Genomic DNA, 16,141 nt, shown 5'->3' on the forward strand with positions numbered 1-16,141 from the left:
GACCCCGCGGCCGGACCACCCGGCCGCCGGGCAGGCCACGGGGCCCGCGGCGCAGGCTGCCCGCGCCCAAGCCCGCGGAGATCTGGTGGGCGAAGGTGCCCTACGAGGACGGGCCCGGCAACAAGGACCGGCCCTGCCTCGTCCTGTCCGTGCGGGGGCACAGCGCGGTCGTCGCGAAGATCACCAGCAAGTACCACGACGAGCGGGCCGGGGTGATCCCGCTGCCGCCCGGGTCGGTGGGCGACGCGCGGGGGCGCCCCAGCTTCCTGGAGACCGACGAGCTGCGGGACGTGCCGGTGTGGGAGTTCCGCAGGCGGGCGGGGATCGTGGATCCGGCGCTGTGGGATCAAGTGCGGTACCTGGCCGGGTAGGGCGCGCCGTCAGTCACCGGCTTCGCCGAGTTCGTCCTCAAACGCCGGACGGGCTGGAACATCCAGCCCGTCCGGCGTTTGATCTGCGTCTGCTCTCAAGCCCAGAGTTGACCCTGCAGCGTCTCGATGGCCGCCTCGGTCGTCTCGGCGGTGTAGACGCCCGTCGAGAGGTACTTCCACCCGCCGTCCGCCACCACGAAGACGATGTCGGCGGACTCCCCCGCGGCCACCGCCTTCTTGCCGACGCCGATCGCCGCGTGCAGCGCGGCCCCGGTGGAGACGCCGGCGAAGATGCCCTCCTGCTGGAGCAGCTCACGGGTCCGCGTCACCGCGTCCGCCGAGCCGACCGAGAAGCGGGTCGTCAGGACCGACGCGTCGTAGAGCTCGGGGACGAAGCCCTCGTCCAGGTTCCGCAGGCCGTACACGAGGTCGTCGTAGCGGGGCTCCGCCGCGACGATCTTGATGTCCGGCTTCTGTTCGCGCAGGAAGCGGCCCACTCCCATGAGAGTGCCGGTCGTGCCGAGGCCCGCCACGAAGTGGGTGACGGAGGGCAGGTCCGCGAGGATCTCAGGACCGGTCGTCGCGTAGTGCGCGCCCGCGTTGTCCGGGTTCCCGTACTGGTAGAGCATCACCCAGTCCGGGTGCTCGGCCGCCAGCTCCTTGGCGACGCGTACCGCCGTGTTGGAGCCGCCTGCCGCCGGGGACGGAATGATCTCCGCGCCCCACATGGCGAGGAGCTCACGCCGCTCCTGGGAGGTGTTCTCCGGCATGACGCACACGATGCGGTAGCCCTTGAGCTTGGCCGCCATCGCGAGCGAGATGCCCGTATTGCCGGACGTCGGCTCCAGGATCGTGCAGCCGGGCGTCAACCGCCCGTCCTTCTCCGCCTGTTCGACCATGTGCAGCGCCGGGCGGTCCTTGATGGAACCGGTCGGGTTACGGTCCTCCAGCTTCGCCCAGATGCGGACGTCACCGGAAGGGGACAGGCGCGGCAGGCGGACCAGGGGCGTGTTGCCCACGGCCGCCAGCGGGGAGTCGTAGCGAGGCATCCGCGATCAGACCATGCCGCCGGCCACGGCCGGGAGGATCGTGACGTTGTCGCCGTCCGTGAGCTTGGTGGAGACGCCGTCCAGGAAGCGGACGTCCTCGTCGTTCAGGTAGACGTTCACGAAGCGGCGCAGCTTGCCGTCGTTCGCCGGGTCGATGAGTCGCTCGGCGATGCCCGCGTGCCGCGAGTCGAGGTCGGTGAAGAGCTCGGCGAGAGTGTCCCCGCTGCCCTCGACGGCCTTGGCGCCGTCGGTGTAGGTGCGGAGGATGGTCGGGATGCGGACCTCGATGGCCATGGCTGGGGGCTCCTGTCGGGAGAAGTCACGTGGGTGGGCGCGCGGCGGCCCGGTCGTGCGAGTGCGTAAGTGCGGGTGCGTAGGCATAGGCGTTACGCGGGGGTGGCGCCGCGGCTCACGGCCGTACGGCGGCGGCTGTCAGCGCGAACAGATCGCGCTGGAGAGCCTGCACAAATCGACGTGCAGACGCGCAACGAGCAGCATGCCCGGCATCTTGTCGCTCACGTCGTGGGGAACCATGCGGTCATCGTATCGATTCCCGGTCCGGGTTCTGGAATGTGATCTCGCATGGTGGACGGATTACGTCCATCACGTGGATGGCGGGAGATATGTGACCGTCGGCGCCCCGGTCGCGGGGTGCACCGAGACCTCTGCCGTCACCCCGTACACCTCGGCGAGGAGCTCGCTGGTCAGGACCTCCTTCGGGGGGCCAGACGCGACGAGGCGGCCCGCGTCGAGCACGTACAGACGGTCGCAGTAGTACGCCGCCAGATTGAGGTCGTGCAGCGCCAGGAGATTCGTCGTGCCGAGATCGCGGACCAGGGCAAGGATCTCCAGTTGATAGCGGATGTCCAGGTGGTTGGTCGGTTCGTCGAGCACGAGGACGCCCGGCTGCTGCACCAATGCCCTCGCCACCAGCGCGCGCTGGCGCTCACCGCCGGAGAGCCCGGCGAAGACGCGGTGCGCGAGGCCGTCAGCGCCGACCCGCTCCAGGGCCGCAAGGACCAGCCTCTCGTCCTCCGCCGTGTCCGCCTCCCAGAAGCGCTTGTGCGGGGAGCGGCCCATGGCGACGATCTGCCGGACGGTGAGCTCGAAGCCGGTGTGCCCGTCCTGCGGGACCGTGGCGATGCGGCGGGCACGGTCCTTGGCCGAGCGGGCGGCGAGGTCGTCGCCGTCCAGGAGAACGCGCCCGCCGGTGGGGGTGAGGGTGCCGTAGACGCAGCGCAGGAGGGTGGTCTTGCCGCTGCCGTTGGGGCCGACGAGGCCGATGGTCTCGCCCTGGGCGGCGTGCAGGGTGACGTCGTCGACGAGGGTCTTGCCGCTCTTTCCGCTCTCCCCGCCCACGCGGTAGGAGAGGGACTCGGTGCTCAGGACTGCCGGGTTGCTCATGCGGTCGCCTCCGTACGGTTCCTTCGCAGCATCCAGAGGAAGAACGGGCCGCCCGTCAGCGCCGTCAGGACACCGACCGGGATGTCCTGCGGCGCCGCGACCGTGCGCGCGGCGAGGTCGGCGGCCACCAGGAACACCGCGCCCATCAGGGCCACCACAGGCAGGAGCGCCCGGTGCGCGGCGCCGACGAGCATCCGGGCCGCGTGCGGCACCATCAGGCCGACGAAGCCGATGGCTCCGCTGTACGCGACGAGTACGCCGGTCAGGAGCGAGGCGAGGACGAAGACGGCGGCGCGGAAGCGGGCGGTGTCCAGGCCGAGGACGGTGGCACCCTCCTCTCCCACCAGGAGCAGGTCGAGCGGCCGTGCCAGGGCGACGAGCAGCGCCGTGCCCGCGACGAGTGCGATGCCGGGCAGGGCGAGCATGTCCCAGCGGGCGCTGCCGAGGCCGCCGAGCGTCCAGTACAGGACTTCCTTCAGGTGGTCCGCGCTGTCGGCCATGATCAGGATCAGGCTGGTCAGGGCGGAGAGGATGTACGAGACGGCCACTCCGGCCAGGATCAGGCGGCCGGTGGCGAAGCCGCCGCCGCCGGACCTTGCCAGGGTGTAGACGACGAGCAGCGAGAGCAGGGCGCCGGCGAAGGCCGCGGCCGGGATGGTGACGGTGGTGGCCAGGCCCGCGCCCAGGCCGAAGACGCTGCCGATGACGATGACGGCGACGGCTCCCGCGGAGGCTCCGGAGGAGACGCCGAGGAGGAAGGGGTCGGCCAGGGGGTTTCTCACCAGGGCCTGGAGGACGGTGCCGATGACGGCTAGGCCGGCGCCTACGGCTGCGCCGAGCAGGACCCGGGGTAGGCGGACGTCCAGCACGATCGTGCGGAACGGGGAGGGGTCCGCGCCGCCCGTCAGGATCTTCAGTACGTCGGCCGGGGGGATCCGGACGGAGCCCAGGGCGAGGCCCGCTACGACCGCTGCCGCGAGGGCCGCGAGGAGCGCCGCGATGACTGTCGCGTAGCCCAGTCGTCTGCGGGGCGGTGTGACCCTGGCGGGGCTCTCCCCAATCCCGCCCCTTCCCGAAACTGGGGCTCCGCCCCAGACCCCGCTCCTCAAACGCCGGAGGGGCTGAAACAAATCAGCCCGTCCGGCGTTTGAGGACGAACTCGGCGAAGCCGGTGATGACGGTGCGCAAAGCTCCGGCTCAGCCGGACGCAGTCGTCTTCCCGGCTGGAAAAGCCCCCTCATAGCTGGTCCGCCAGCTTCTTCACCGCCCCCGGTGCCCGCACCCCCACCACCGCGTCCGACAGCGGCAGTACCGCGAAGCGCTTGTGCTTGATGGCGGGGACGTTCGCCAGGACCGGGTCGTCCAGGAGGCGCTTCTTCTTCTGGGCGACCGTCGTGCCGCCGTAGTCGAGGATCACGATCACCTCGGGGTTGCGGTCGACCACCGACTCCCAGGAGGCGTCGCCGAAGGCCTTGTCCAGGTCGGCGAAGACATTGCGGCCGCCCGCCCGCTCGATGATGTCGTTGCCGATGCCCCGGCCGCCCGCCGTGAAGGCTGTCTTGTCGCCGCTGTCGTAGACGAAGGCCGGGACGGGCTTCTTCGACTTCGACCTCGACCTCGCTTCCGTCTCGGCCAGTTCGCGCTTGGCCGCGCCCACCCACTTGTCCGCCCGCGGGCGCACTCCGAAGGTGCTGCCGACCTCCCGGACCTCCTTGTAGACGTCGTCCATCGACACCGCCCGCTTCGCACAGCCCTCGACGTTGAGGCGGCTCTCGACGCCGGACTTCGCCAGGGCCCCGCGGCTGCGGCCCTCGCCCGCCTGGAAGGCGCTCGCGTAGCCGCCGTAGACGAAGTCGGGGTTGGCGGCCAGGAGCTTCTCGTAGGAGGGGTATTCCTTGGCGAGGACGGGGGTGTCCGCGTACGCCTTCGCGTACTTCGACAGGACCTTGTCGTCCAGGTAGGCCGTGCCCGCGATGCGGTCCTTGAGGCCCAGCTCCAGCATCACTTCCGTCGCGTGCTGGTTCATCGTCACGGCGCGCTTCGGGGGTTCTTCGTACGTCGTCTTCACACCGCAGTTCGTGACCGTGTACGGGAAGCCGGGGGTCTTGGAGGACGGCTTCGACTCCGCGTCGCCGGAGGACGAACACGCGGCGAGCGGGACCAGCAGGGCCGCGGCTGTGAGCACGCGCAGGCGCGTGCGGGTGCGTATGGGGCGGGACATGGCTGAGCTGCCTCCTCCAGGGGATTTCCGCGTCCCCTGCGTCGTGGGAGAAGAAGGCGGCAGGTCAGTTCCTGACTGCCCCGCCCGCGAAGGGTGGGGTCACAGTGGCGGGACCGTGCCGGATTCGCACCGGCTTCCTGGGTCCTGCCGCCTCAAGGTGGGGCTCAGTATGCCTGGACGACCTTCACCTCTTCTTCGGCGACCTCGCCGTCCACGATCCGGAAGGAGCGGAACTGGAAGTCGCCGGCGTCGTCGGTGTCGGCCGTGGAGACCAGGACGTAGTGGGCGCCCGGCTCGTTGGCGTACGTGATGTCCGTGCGCGAGGGGTACGCCTCGGTCGCGGTGTGCGAGTGGTAGACGATCACCGGCTCCTCGTCGCGGTCGTCCATCTCGCGGTAGAGCTTGAGGAGGTCGGTCGAGTCGAACTCGTAGAACGTGGGCGAGCGGGCCGCGTTCAGCATCGGGATGAAGCGTTCCGGACGGCCGGTGCCCTCCGGGCCCGCGACCACACCGCAGGCCTCGTCGGGGTGGTCCTGGCGCGCGTGCGCGACGATCTGGTCGTGGAGGGCCTGGGTCAGGGTCAGCATGGCAGCCAGGATAAGCAGAAGGGCCCGCCCGTACCGAAGGGTGGTACGAACGGGCCCACATGCTGGGATCAGGTGGTGATCAGGACTTGACCGCGTCCTTCGGTCCCGCCTCGCCGCCACCCGTCGGCTGCGCGCCACGCTTCTGCATGATCAGGTAGCCGACGCCGAGGATCAGGGCCCAGACCGGAGCCGCGTACAGCGAGATCCGCGCGTCCTTGTCGACGCCCATCATCACGATGACCATCGCGATGAAGGCGAGGGCGAACCAACTCGTGTACGGAGCGCCCGGCGCCCGGAAGGTGGACTGCGGCAGCTCGCCGCGGTCGGCCTTGCGGCGGTACTTGATCTGGCAGACCAGGATCATGATCCAGGCCCACATGCCGGAGATGGTCGCGAAGGAGACGACGTAGTTGAACGCCTCGCCCGGCCACTGGTAGTTGATCCAGACGCCGACCAGCATCAGCGCGGCCGAGAAGGTGGTGCCGACGAGCGGCAGGCCGTTCTTCGTCAGCTTGGTGAAGAACTTCGGGCCCTGGCCGTTCAGCGCCAGGTCGCGCAGCATGCGGCCGGTGGAGTACATGCCGGAGTTGCAGGAGGAGAGCGCGGCCGTCAGGACGACGAAGTTGACGATCGCGGCGCCGACGCCGAGGCCCATCTTGTCGAAGGCGGCGACGAACGGCGAGACGCCCGGCACGAACTCCGTCCACGGGACGACCGAGAGGATCATGATGAGCGCGCCGACGTAGAAGACGGCGATGCGCCACGGCACGGTGTTGATGGCCTTGGGCAGGACGGTCTTCGGGTCCTTGGACTCGCCCGCGGTGACGCCGACCAGCTCGACGGCGAGGAAGGCGAACATCACGATCTGCAGCGTCATCAGCGTGGAGCCGATGCCGTTCGGGAAGAAGCCGCCCTGGTCCCACAGGTGGGAGACGGAAGCGGTGTCACCGGCGTCGGAGAAGCCGATGGTGAGGATGCCGGCGCAGATGAGGATCATGCCGATGATCGCGGTGACCTTGACCATCGAGAACCAGAACTCGAGCTCACCGAAGAGCTTCACGGAGATCAGGTTGGCTCCGTACAGGATGACCGTGAAGATCAGCGCGTACGCCCATTGTGGGATGGAGCCGTGTGTCCAGTACTGCATGTACTGGGCCGCGGCCGTGACTTCCGTGATGCCGGTGACGACCCAGAAGAGCCAGTACGTCCAGCCGGTCACGTATCCGAAGAACGGGCCGATGAACTCGCGCGCGTACTCCGAGAAGGAGCCCGAGACGGCGCGGTACATGAGCAGCTCGCCCAGGGCGCGCATGATGAAGAAGATGACAAGGCCGGCGATGGCGTACGCCAGGATGAGGCTCGGACCGGCCTTGTGGATGGCCTTGCCCGCGCCGAGGAACAGGCCGGTGCCGATGGCACCGCCGATCGCGATCATCTGGATCTGCCGGGCTCCGAGCCCGCGCTGATAACCCTCGCCTGACGAACCGGACGAACCGCCCGCTCCGTCGGCCTCATTGCCGTCGTGATGCTCTTCGACCTGCACTGAGGTCATGGTGACGCCTTTCTCCACGCTGATCCGTGCCCGCAGTCTGCGTATGGCCACGGATCAGGTCCTGATCCCCCCGGATATGGATGGAGTGCTACCGGCGGTCTGCCGGACCGAGCGCCATCGGTGACATGGGTGGCGTCACCGAGTGGTCGTGAAGATTTATCACGGCCGCAAGAGTGATCGGCTCAGCCACGTGTGGCCCACGCCACGAGAAGAACCGGACAAAATTCCCTCGGCGCGTCAAAGAAGGGCACTGAAGTGACGCGATCGTTATCCGGATTTGAGCGTCCGATGAGCGAACAGAGGGTAACCGCTGCTAGATACAACGACTTTGCGCGGACCCCGGTGTGACTTCTAACCGATGAGCGTGCCGACGAGCGTCTCCTGCAGCCCGCCGAGCCAGAGGTAGGCCATCACCATCGGCTTGCGCGGGTCGGAGTCCGGCAGCTGGTAGAGCAGGTCCGTGTCGTCCTCGTCGGTCACCTCGAGGCGCGCGCCGATCGCGAGGCGGAGGTCGTTGAGCGCGCCGAGCCAGTGCCGCGACTCGTCGGCGGTCAGCTTCAGGACGGCGCCGCCCTCACCCTTGGACGTCGTGGCGTCCAGGCAGCGGATCACCACCAGGGCGTCGTCACGCTTCTTGGCCCGCAGGTCGTTCTCGGTGAAGCGCCTGAACTCCGATGAGTACGCGCGCAGTTCGTCCTCATCGGCCTTCTCACTGCCGGGGCCGCCGTAAGCGTCCGGCAGGAGCCGCTGGAGAACCGGGTCGGTGGGCGGCTCGCTCGGGCCCTCCGCGAACAGCTCAGCGAGGGGGTCGTCGGAGGCGTCCTCGGCCGGGCCCGGACCGATCAGCTCCAGGAGCTGCACGGCGAGGGACCGGATGATCGAGATCTCGACCTCGTCGAGCGCGACGGCCGCGCCGCCCCCGGGAATGGCTTCGAATTGTCCTGGCATCAGATGCGTCGCTACTTCCGGTCCTGCTGGAGGGTGGCCCACAGCCCGTATCCGTGCATGGCCTGTACGTCGCGCTCCATCTCCTCGCGGGAGCCGGTGGAGACGACCGCGCGGCCCTTGTGGTGCACGTCCTTCATGAGCTTCGTGGCCTTCTCCTTCGAGTACCCGAAGTAGGACTGGAACACATAGGTCACGTAACTCATCAAATTGACCGGGTCGTTGTGGACGAGCGTGATCCAGGGGACGTCGGGCTCCGGGACGGCGAAGGTCTCTTCGTCCGATTCCGGGCGGGTGATCTCTGCGGGAGCCGTACTCACTTGTCCCATGCTGCCACCCGTAGGGGGCCCTCGCACAAATGGGCTCACGAAATCGTCAGAGTGACGAGATGCGGGGTAGCATCCTTCATATGAACACAGCGGACCTTGGGCTGCCGGTGGATGTTCCGTCGACAGCGCTCTTCACGGATCACTACGAGCTCACGATGCTGCAGGCCGCGCTGAAGGCCGGCACCGCCGATCGGCGCTCCGTCTTCGAGGTCTTCACGCGCAGACTGCCCGAGGGGCGCCGCTATGGAGTGGTGGCCGGAACCGGCCGGGTCCTGGACGCCGTCGAGAACTTCCGCTTCGACGCCGACGTCATCGGATTCCTGCGCGACCGCCGTGTCGTCGACGAGGAAACACTCCAGTGGCTCTCCTCCTACCGCTTCAGCGGCGACATCTGGGGCTATCCGGAGGGCGAGGTCTACTTCCCCGGCTCGCCCATCCTGCGTGTCGAGGGCTCCTTCGCGGAGTGCGTGCTCCTGGAGACGGTCATCCTCTCCATCCTCAACCACGACTCGGCGATCGCGGCCGCCGCGTCCCGGATGGCATCGGCCGCCGGTGAGCGCCCGCTGATCGAGATGGGCGCACGGCGTACGCACGAGCTCGCGGCCGTCGCCGCCTCGCGCGCCGCGTATGTCGGCGGCTTCGCCACCACGTCCGACCTGGCGGCCGGCTTCCGCTACGACATCCCCACGGTCGGCACGTCGGCCCACGCCTTCACCCTTCTGCACGACAACGAACGCGACGCGTTCCAGGCCCAGGTGGATTCCCTGGGCCCCGGCACCACCCTCCTCGTGGACACGTACGACGTGACCGAGGCCGTCCGTACCGCCGTCGAGGTCGCGGGGCCCGAGCTCGGCGCCGTGCGCATCGACTCCGGTGACCTGCTCCTGGTCGCGCACCGGGTGCGCCAGCAGCTCGACGAGCTCGGCGCCACGAAGACGAAGATCGTCGTGACCTCCGACCTCGACGAGTACGCCATCGCCTCGCTTGCTGCGGCGCCGGTGGACGCGTACGGCGTCGGCACACAGCTCGTCACCGGGTCCGGGCACCCGACCTGCTCGATGGTCTACAAGCTGGTGGCCCGCGCCCACTCGGCGGACCCGAAGGCTCCGCTGGAGCCGGTGGCCAAGAAGTCCCTGGGCGCCAAGTCGTCGGTGGGCGGCCGCAAGTGGGCCGCGCGGCGGCCCGACGAGCACGGGGTCGCCGAGACCGAGGTGATCGGCACGGGTGCGGTGCCGGTGGAGCTCGCCGACCACCAGCTCCTCGTCGAGCTGGTCAAGGGCGGCGAGGTGGTGGCGCGCGAGCCGCTCGACACCGTGCGCGACCGGCACGCGGCGGCACGGGAGCGGCTCCCGCTGTCTGCCACGCAGCTGTCGAAGGGCGAGGCGGTCATTCCGACGGAGTACGTCTGATGCCGGTGAACCCCACCCGCTTCGTGCGCCGGAGCGAAGGGCAGGGCGTTCGAACGCCCTCTCCCGCAACGCGACCGAAGTCTCTACGCTCGGTTCATCCGGCCGAGTCCCCTCTCCCTCCCCCAACGCCTACGAGTCTTGCCGAGCCGAAGGACACCCGATGCGCCGCGCTCTGATCGTCGTCGATGTGCAGAACGACTTCTGCGAGGGCGGCAGCCTCGCGGTCGCGGGGGGATCGGACGTGGCCGCCGCGATCACCGAGCTGATCGGCCAGGCTCCGGCCGGCTACCGGCACGTGGTGGCCACCCGCGATCACCACATCGAGCCGGGCGACCACTTCTCCGACCACCCGGACTTCGTGCGCTCCTGGCCGCCGCACTGTGTGGCGGGGACTGAGGGGACCGGGTTCCATCCGAACTTCGCGCCGGTCGTCGCGTCCGGGGCGATCGACGCGGTCTTCGACAAGGGGGCCTACTCGGCCGCCTACAGCGGCTTCGAGGGCACCGACGAGAACGACGTCCCGCTGGCGGACTGGCTGCGGGCCCGCAAGATCACCGAGGTGGACGTGGTGGGCATCGCCACGGACCACTGCGTGCGCGCCACCGCGCTCGACGCGGTGCGGGAGGGGTTCACCACGGTCGTCCTGCTCGACCTGACCGCCGGCGTCTCCAAGGAAAGCACCGAGCGGGCCCTGGAGGAGCTGCGAACGGCGGGCGTGGAGCTAACGGGCAAGCCGGTGGTCTGAGCCCTGTAAGGGGCGCGAGGCTGCAACACGTGCGGCTCCGCCGCGGGGCGCGACCGGCCCCCGTAAGGGGCGCGAGGAACTGCGCGACAAGCCCCCACCGGGCCCGCAGGTAATCTCGCATGCCCAGCCCAGCCCAGGCCAGGCCCAGCCCCGGGCAGAGCCGCCCCTCACACGCCCGAAGGGCTGGGACTGGCCTCAGGCCGACCGCCAGGTCTCTGCCGCTTCAGGGCCCTGATGGGATGCCAAAGCTCAGCGGCAGCGTCCGGCGCCGTACGCCATATCAGCCCATCCGGGTGATGAAGCACCGCCGTGATCTCGTCCGGCGTAGGCGGCTCCGCGTTGCCCCGCAGATACACGGCGCGCATGCCGAGGTTCCGCAGGCGCGTCAGCGCCCTCGCGCGGTTCACCGCGTGGACGATCATCCGGACATTGCCGCAGCCCGCGAAAGGGCTCGGCAGGGTCAAGGCCACCACCACGCTGCCGTTCGGCAGCTTGCTGAAACCTCCTGCGGACATGGCTGGTCACACCCCCGTGAGACGTCGCACGGGGCCCAGGTCCGATACAGCCGGACCCCGTGTCAATAAGAAATCCACAGGACGCACCTAAACACGATCGGCCGCCGCCCGCTAGAGGGCGACGGCCGATCATGGCTTGACCTGCGGAAACGCTAATTACTTCTTAGAGGGACCCACCTGGACCGTGATCGAGGAGCCATCCTTCGGCTGCTTGATGATCTTGATCTGGGTGTTGGTGTCAGTGACCTTGACACTTCCCGTGCCGTTCTCCTTGAACCAGTAGGTGCCCTTGTGGTCGTCGAAGACCGGGACACCCTTCTGGGACTTGATCTTCAGCGCGACGTCCGCGTTGTGGAGCGTGAACTTGTCCGTCGCGAACTTGCTGAAGGGCGCGTCGAACGGCTGGATCTTGTTGCGCAGCAGCGTGCCGTCCGCCCACTTGAGCGGCTTGGCGTGCGCGTCCACCGGAAGGATCAGACCCTCACCCGGGTGGGCGCTGGTGTTGTTGTCCTTCTGCGAGGTGTCCCACTGCCAGACCATGAGGCCGGTCTGGTACGCGTAGTGCTCGACCCAGTCCGGACGCGACTTCGAGAAGCCGAAGTTGTACGGGCCGACCTTCAGGGTCTTGTCGTACGACACGTACTGCCGGTTCTCGGCGAGGTAGTACTGGTCGTACTTCTTGGTGAAGGACTCACCGATGCGCGAAAAGCCCTTCGCCGTCCAGCCGTTGTCGTCGCCCTCGGCGCCGTCCTCGAAGACCTTGGCGCCGTCCGCGGTGACCGCGAGGGCGTCGGCCGCGAAGCCCTTGCCGCCCGCGCCGCCGTCCGTGGAGTACCGGAAACGGACGTCGATCTTCTTGCCCGCGTACGCGTCGAGCGGGAACGCGAGCTTCTTGTACGCACCCGAGGCACCGGTCAACGCGGGCTTGTCACCGGCGTCGCGCGGGATGGGCTTGCCGTCCGCGGTGCCGTCCACCGGCGTCCAGTTGGCGCCGCCGTCCGTCGACACCTCGGTGTAGAGGTAGTCGTAGTTGGCCTCGATGTCCCACCAACCGTCCAGCGTGAGCTCGGACTTGGACTTGCCGGTCAGGTCGACCGAGCGCGTCAGGGTGTTCTTGAGGTCGTCGCCCTGGTCGCTCCACCACTGCTTGGAGCCCTCGGTGGGCTTGGTCACCGTGGTGGTGACGGCCTTCTTCGGGAGGTCGACGACGAGCGCCTGGCGGTGCCGGGTGTTGTACTCGGAGACGCCCAGCTTGTGCTCGGACGTCGTCGCGGCCTTGGCCTTGGCGTAGTCGAGCCAGCCCAGCTGGAACTTGTCCCAGGCGGTCATGTCGCCGGGCAGGTCACCGATGGCGTCCTTGCCCGTGCCGAGCCACGAACCGGCCGACATCAGCGACCAGAAGCCGACCGAGTTCTCGCCCTTGCCCGTGGTGTCGTACAGGTCGGGCAGGCCGAGGTCATGGCCGTACTCGTGCGCGAAGACGCCGAGGCCGCCGTTCTCGGGCTGCATCGTGTAGTCGCCGACCCAGATGCCCGAGTCGCCGATCTGCGTGCCGCCCGCCTTGTTCTCGCCGGGACCGGTCTTGCCCGCATCGCTTCCGTACGCGTACCAGCGGTGCGCCCACAGGGCGTTGGTGCCCTCGGCGCCGCCGCCGGCCGACTCGTCCTCGCCCGCGTGGACGACCTGGAAGTGGTCGATGTACCCGTCGGGCTCGTTGAAGTCGCCGTCGCCGTCGAAGTCGTAGCGGTCCCAGAGGTCGTACTTGGCGAGGTCCGCCTTGATCTGGGCGTCCGTGCGGCCCTGGGCCTTCTGGTCCTTGGTCCAGGCGGTGACGCCGTCCTTCACCGCGTCCCAGACGTTGGCGCAGTTGGTGTCGCCGCAGTAATTGGAGCCGTACCGCGCTTCGTTGTAGTCGACCTTGACCCAGTCGGAGACCTCGCCGTCGACCGAGTAGCGGCCGGAGGAGGTCTTCTCGTAGTAGGTCTTCAGGGAGTGCTTGGTCTTGCCCTTGGCGTCCTTGCCCTCACCGAAGTAGAGGTCCTGGAAGTGCTTCTGGTTGTAGTCCTTCTGCCAGGCCGTGCTGTTGTCCTTCGCACGGTCCGGCTGGGCTATTTTGTTGTGCGCCGGTCCTGCCTTGCCGCCGTACTTCTTGACCGGCGCCTCGGGGCCTTCCGGACCGTCGGGGTCGTACATGGTGGTGTCGTCCACCTTGTCCCCGAACTCCACCAGGATCGTGAAGATCTTGTCGGTCTTCTCCCGGCCCAGCTCGACGTACTTCTTGTCGTCGAGCTTCACGACCTGGGAGCCGCCGCGCTTCTGGACCTTGGCGTCGCCCGCGACGACCTGCTGAAGCGCCGCCTTGCGCTGCTGGGCCTGCTGCTTGCTGAAGGGCCCGTCGAGGTCGTGGTCGGCCTGCGCCTTGGCCCTGCTCGGGTCCTGCCGGTCGATGGCGGGAGCTCCGGTCGGCCCGTTGTCCTCGGCCGATGCGGTGGCTGCCGAGAACGTGGCGGCTGCCGCGGCCATCGCCACGGCAGCCGCGGTGGCTCTGAACGTCCGTCTTCTGACTGTCACTTGATGCTGTCCTCCCCCGCGTCCGCGCGGAGGCGGGCCGAGGTCCCGGTCGGAGGAGGTCCGCGCGCGATACGCGTCACAAGTGACGACATTCGACCGGAGATACGGGAGAAAAGACAGACCTTGACTTGAACAGGCCAAGTGCACTATGCAGACCCCGAGGTCCGCTATCCGGACGCGTACGCCCGCCCGTGGGCATGGTCAACGGGCGCGTCCCACCGTCCACTTGATGGACGTCATGAACCCGTGCGCCCCCTGTGCTGCCGCACCGTGGGTTAGGTCACGCTTACTGCTCGTTCCCGTCGGGCATGCAGCGGAATAGAGTCAATCGACGGTGCGCTACAGCGCGAGGCGACACTTCTCAAGTCGCCGCAGCCGGGCACCCTTTGATTCGTATACAGCTTCACATTGGGCTCGACCACCCCCGCATCCGCTGTCCCGAGGACGGATTACGCCATGCCTCGTCCCATGCCGCTGCCTCGCCCGACCCCCGCGCAGATCACCTACGGCACGCTGACCGTCGTCTTCTCGACGCTCGCCATGTTGCTGCTCTCCCAGACGAGTTCGGGGATCGGGATCGCGGTGATAGCCGCCGCCGCGCTCGGCCTCGGATTACTGGTGGCCATGACGGTTCCCCAGCCGCAACCCGCGGCCTCACCCGCCGCACGGGTCGCTCCCGCCGCCCGGACCGCGGACGAGCGCGTTCCGGTCCAGCGTGCCGCCGCTCCCGCTCCCGTCCTCGCCGAGTCCGTACGCGAACCGGCGGGCCCGTAGGAATCACGGGCCCGCGGATACGCCGCCGTCTCTGCTGCCGCCGCCGCAGCAGCAGCGGTCTTTGGATCGTCAGCCGGTGCTGACCACCACCGTCTTGGCCGCCTTGTCGTGCAGGCCCTGCTTGTAGGGCTTGTCGAAGAAGCTCCAGCCGCCGCAGATCGCCGTCCAGATGCAGGCGCAGCAGAAGGCGAACGGCAGCCAGAGAACGGCCGCGCGGACGAGCGCGGTCTGCAGGGTGGGGGTCGCCCCGTCATTGAGATTCGCGACCCTGAGCCCCAGCCACTTCTTGCCGAGGGTCTGGCCCGTCCTGGAGATCATGAAACTGTCGTACGCGATGTAGAGCACGGCGGCGAGCAGGGACTGCCCGAAGCTCTTTCCGTACTCGACCTTGTCCGGGTCGACGTCGAACTCGTTCGTGCCGAAGCCCCAGGAGAGCAGCCAGACGACCACGCCGACGAGGATCATGTCGAGGATGCGGGCGAGTACGCGTTTACCGCTGTCCGCCAGGGGTGGCATGCCGGCGAGGGGGTCGTTCCCTCCGCCGTACGGCCCTCCGCCTCCGCCGTAGGGGTCTCCGCCTCCGCCTCCGCTTCCGCCGTACGGCGGGGGTGGCGGGGGCGGCGGGGGCTGCTTCTTGAAGGGGTCGTCGTCGGGGGGCGGCGGGTATTGCGGCGGTTCGGTACTCATGGGGCGAGTCGACCGCGTGGGGGTGGGGTTCGCATCCGGCGAGCGGCTGTCTGGGTTAAGGGGTTTCCTTCCCCAACCCCGCCCCTTCCCGAAAACCGTGCCTGCGCCCCGGGCCTACCTGGGGCTCCGCCCCAGACCCCGGACAAGATGTCCTCAAACGCCGGACGGGCTGGAAATCCAGCCCGTCCGGCGTTTGAGGACGAACTCGGCGGAGCCGGTGATGAGGGCAACCAAGGCCCCCGCGCCCGAGCGGGTTTTCGGGAAGGGGCGGGGTTGGGGAAAAGGAAAAAACTAGCCCGCCACAAACGTTCCCGCAGCCTTGTCGTGCCAGCACTGGCGCCACGGGCGGTCGATCAGACCCCACAGCACGCCGACGACCCCGATCACCAGGACCCCCGGCACCACATAGACGAGCCACCGCTTCAGCGCCGACCCGAAAGACGGCGTCTCGTGCTCCTCCATGTCCCGCACCTGGAGTCCAAGAACCTTCTTGCCCAGCGTCCGCCCCCACTTGGCCGTGGGCAGCACCTCGTAGAGGACCCCGAAGAGGAGCAGTACGCCCAGGACCATCCCCAGGTACCCCGCCGTAGTGCCGTCGAGCAGCCACACGGTGACCTTCTCGCCGGACATCTTCGCCGCGTCGATCTTGCTGTCGACGTGATCGGCGGCCTTCGTGCCGAGCGGCAGAGCCGCGGCCCCCGTCACGGCCGCGAGGACGACCGTGTCGATGAGCCGCGCCGCGAACCGCTTGCCGAGCCCGGCGGGGCGCCCCGCCGCCTGGTTCTGCGCCATCGCCAGGAACGGGTCGTTGGCCACCGGCTTCCACGGCACGACGGGCGGCTGCTGCCCGTCCCCCTCGGCGAGCTGGTGCACCTGCTGCGCCCACGAGGGTGAGCCGCCGCCGGGCCCCGAGGTCACGGGCGAGGCCGCGCCACCCGGCGCACCGCCCTGCTGCGGAACGGTCGGCTGAGCGGGGGCGGGC

Annotated in this window: 18 protein-coding genes and 1 riboswitch; of the genes, 4 read left to right on the forward strand and 14 right to left on the reverse strand. The window is 68.8% G+C overall.

Annotation, left to right across the window (positions count from 1 at the left end; all coding sequences use genetic code 11):
• The coding region (locus tag ABD378_RS29670; protein WP_344525696.1) for a type II toxin-antitoxin system PemK/MazF family toxin at positions 1-371 on the forward strand (371 nt) is incomplete at its 5' end.
• A 95-nt stretch (positions 372-466) separates the two neighbouring features.
• Here the strand turns inward: ABD378_RS29670 and ABD378_RS29675 are convergent.
• The 10 genes from ABD378_RS29675 to clpS all read right to left on the reverse strand — a co-directional run bounded on the left by ABD378_RS29675 (position 467) and on the right by clpS (position 8,458).
• On the reverse strand, positions 467-1,420 hold the full coding sequence (locus ABD378_RS29675; protein WP_344525698.1) for a PLP-dependent cysteine synthase family protein: 954 nt from the start codon (positions 1,418-1,420) through the stop codon (positions 467-469).
• A 6-nt stretch (positions 1,421-1,426) separates the two neighbouring features.
• Entirely contained in the window at positions 1,427-1,714 is a 288-nt protein-coding gene (locus ABD378_RS29680; RefSeq protein WP_344525700.1) for a MoaD/ThiS family protein, read from the reverse strand.
• 138 nt (positions 1,715-1,852) lie between these two features.
• The gene (locus ABD378_RS29685) at positions 1,853-1,954 is read right to left on the reverse strand and encodes a putative leader peptide (RefSeq protein ID WP_336605789.1); all 102 of its coding nucleotides are present in this window, start codon (positions 1,952-1,954) and stop codon (positions 1,853-1,855) included.
• Between the two features lie 69 nt (positions 1,955-2,023).
• Positions 2,024-2,824 (reverse strand): ABC transporter ATP-binding protein, encoded by an 801-nt coding sequence (locus ABD378_RS29690; protein ID WP_344525702.1) that lies wholly within the window; start codon positions 2,822-2,824, stop codon positions 2,024-2,026.
• Positions 2,821-3,933, reverse strand: a complete 1,113-nt coding sequence (locus ABD378_RS29695) for a FecCD family ABC transporter permease (protein ID WP_425583887.1) — start codon at positions 3,931-3,933, stop codon at positions 2,821-2,823. The genes ABD378_RS29690 and ABD378_RS29695 overlap by 4 nt, the downstream gene beginning before the upstream one ends.
• A 128-nt stretch (positions 3,934-4,061) precedes the next feature.
• The gene (locus ABD378_RS29700) at positions 4,062-5,045 is read right to left on the reverse strand and encodes an ABC transporter substrate-binding protein (protein ID WP_344525704.1); all 984 of its coding nucleotides are present in this window, start codon (positions 5,043-5,045) and stop codon (positions 4,062-4,064) included.
• Between the two features lie 45 nt (positions 5,046-5,090).
• A riboswitch (cobalamin riboswitch) is annotated at positions 5,091-5,208 on the reverse strand.
• Position 5,209: 1 nt separating this feature from the next.
• Complete coding sequence (locus ABD378_RS29705) at positions 5,210-5,632, reverse strand: M67 family metallopeptidase (protein WP_344525706.1); 423 nt, start codon at positions 5,630-5,632, stop codon at positions 5,210-5,212.
• Between the two features lie 79 nt (positions 5,633-5,711).
• Positions 5,712-7,184 carry an amino acid permease gene (locus ABD378_RS29710; protein ID WP_344525708.1) on the reverse strand — a complete coding sequence of 491 codons (1,473 nt, stop codon included), beginning with the start codon at positions 7,182-7,184 and terminating at the stop codon, positions 5,712-5,714.
• A 351-nt stretch (positions 7,185-7,535) separates the two neighbouring features.
• Positions 7,536-8,132 (reverse strand): DUF2017 domain-containing protein, encoded by a 597-nt coding sequence (locus ABD378_RS29715; protein ID WP_344525710.1) that lies wholly within the window; start codon positions 8,130-8,132, stop codon positions 7,536-7,538.
• A gap of 11 nt (positions 8,133-8,143) precedes the next feature.
• Entirely contained in the window at positions 8,144-8,458 is a 315-nt protein-coding gene (gene clpS / locus ABD378_RS29720; protein WP_344525712.1) for an ATP-dependent Clp protease adapter ClpS, read from the reverse strand.
• An 80-nt stretch (positions 8,459-8,538) separates the two neighbouring features.
• Here clpS and ABD378_RS29725 point away from each other — a divergent pair, with 80 nt between their 5' ends.
• Together ABD378_RS29725 and ABD378_RS29730 are read left to right on the forward strand one after the other, a co-directional pair.
• Positions 8,539-9,867, forward strand: a complete 1,329-nt coding sequence (locus ABD378_RS29725) for a nicotinate phosphoribosyltransferase (RefSeq protein ID WP_344525714.1) — start codon at positions 8,539-8,541, stop codon at positions 9,865-9,867.
• Between the two features lie 160 nt (positions 9,868-10,027).
• Positions 10,028-10,612: a nicotinamidase gene (locus tag ABD378_RS29730; protein WP_344525716.1), complete on the forward strand. Its 585-nt coding sequence runs from the start codon at positions 10,028-10,030 to the stop codon at positions 10,610-10,612.
• Positions 10,613-10,779: 167 nt separating this feature from the next.
• On the opposite strand, the gene ABD378_RS29735 is transcribed toward ABD378_RS29730, so the two are convergent.
• Positions 10,780-11,127: a hypothetical protein gene (locus tag ABD378_RS29735; RefSeq protein ID WP_344525718.1), complete on the reverse strand. Its 348-nt coding sequence runs from the start codon at positions 11,125-11,127 to the stop codon at positions 10,780-10,782.
• A gap of 156 nt (positions 11,128-11,283) precedes the next feature.
• Complete coding sequence (locus ABD378_RS29740; protein ID WP_344525720.1) at positions 11,284-13,698, reverse strand: immune inhibitor A domain-containing protein; 2,415 nt, start codon at positions 13,696-13,698, stop codon at positions 11,284-11,286.
• A gap of 474 nt (positions 13,699-14,172) precedes the next feature.
• Here ABD378_RS29740 and ABD378_RS29745 point away from each other — a divergent pair, with 474 nt between their 5' ends.
• Positions 14,173-14,472 carry a hypothetical protein gene (locus tag ABD378_RS29745; RefSeq protein WP_344525729.1) on the forward strand — a complete coding sequence of 100 codons (300 nt, stop codon included), beginning with the start codon at positions 14,173-14,175 and terminating at the stop codon, positions 14,470-14,472.
• A 69-nt stretch (positions 14,473-14,541) separates the two neighbouring features.
• Here ABD378_RS29745 and ABD378_RS29750 read toward each other — a convergent pair whose 3' ends face one another.
• Positions 14,542-15,159, reverse strand: a complete 618-nt coding sequence (locus tag ABD378_RS29750; protein ID WP_344525722.1) for an RDD family protein — start codon at positions 15,157-15,159, stop codon at positions 14,542-14,544.
• A gap of 291 nt (positions 15,160-15,450) precedes the next feature.
• A partial coding sequence (locus ABD378_RS29755) for an RDD family protein (protein ID WP_344525724.1) occupies positions 15,451-16,141 on the reverse strand: 691 nt, incomplete at its 5' end.

It is taken from the genome of Streptomyces rectiviolaceus, from assembly GCF_039533825.1.
Classification (GTDB): domain Bacteria; phylum Actinomycetota; class Actinomycetes; order Streptomycetales; family Streptomycetaceae; genus Streptomyces; species Streptomyces rectiviolaceus.

Bases quoted from the DNA above. Each gene is read 5' to 3' on its own strand.
- ABD378_RS29675 (WP_344525698.1), bottom strand. From the start codon at position 1,420: ATGCCTCGCTACGACTCCCCGCTGGCGGCCGTGGGCAACACGCCCCTG.
- ABD378_RS29680 (WP_344525700.1), bottom strand. From the start codon at position 1,714: ATGGCCATCGAGGTCCGCATCCCGACCATCCTCCGCACCTACACCGAC.
- ABD378_RS29685 (WP_336605789.1), bottom strand. From the start codon at position 1,954: ATGGTTCCCCACGACGTGAGCGACAAGATGCCGGGCATGCTGCTCGTT.
- ABD378_RS29690 (WP_344525702.1), bottom strand. From the start codon at position 2,824: ATGAGCAACCCGGCAGTCCTGAGCACCGAGTCCCTCTCCTACCGCGTG.
- ABD378_RS29700 (WP_344525704.1), bottom strand. From the start codon at position 5,045: ATGTCCCGCCCCATACGCACCCGCACGCGCCTGCGCGTGCTCACAGCC.
- ABD378_RS29705 (WP_344525706.1), bottom strand. From the start codon at position 5,632: ATGCTGACCCTGACCCAGGCCCTCCACGACCAGATCGTCGCGCACGCG.
- ABD378_RS29710 (WP_344525708.1), bottom strand. From the start codon at position 7,184: ATGACCTCAGTGCAGGTCGAAGAGCATCACGACGGCAATGAGGCCGAC.
- ABD378_RS29715 (WP_344525710.1), bottom strand. From the start codon at position 8,132: ATGCCAGGACAATTCGAAGCCATTCCCGGGGGCGGCGCGGCCGTCGCG.
- clpS (WP_344525712.1), bottom strand. From the start codon at position 8,458: ATGGGACAAGTGAGTACGGCTCCCGCAGAGATCACCCGCCCGGAATCG.
- ABD378_RS29725 (WP_344525714.1), top strand. From the start codon at position 8,539: ATGAACACAGCGGACCTTGGGCTGCCGGTGGATGTTCCGTCGACAGCG.
- ABD378_RS29730 (WP_344525716.1), top strand. From the start codon at position 10,028: ATGCGCCGCGCTCTGATCGTCGTCGATGTGCAGAACGACTTCTGCGAG.
- ABD378_RS29735 (WP_344525718.1), bottom strand. From the start codon at position 11,127: ATGTCCGCAGGAGGTTTCAGCAAGCTGCCGAACGGCAGCGTGGTGGTG.
- ABD378_RS29750 (WP_344525722.1), bottom strand. From the start codon at position 15,159: ATGAGTACCGAACCGCCGCAATACCCGCCGCCCCCCGACGACGACCCC.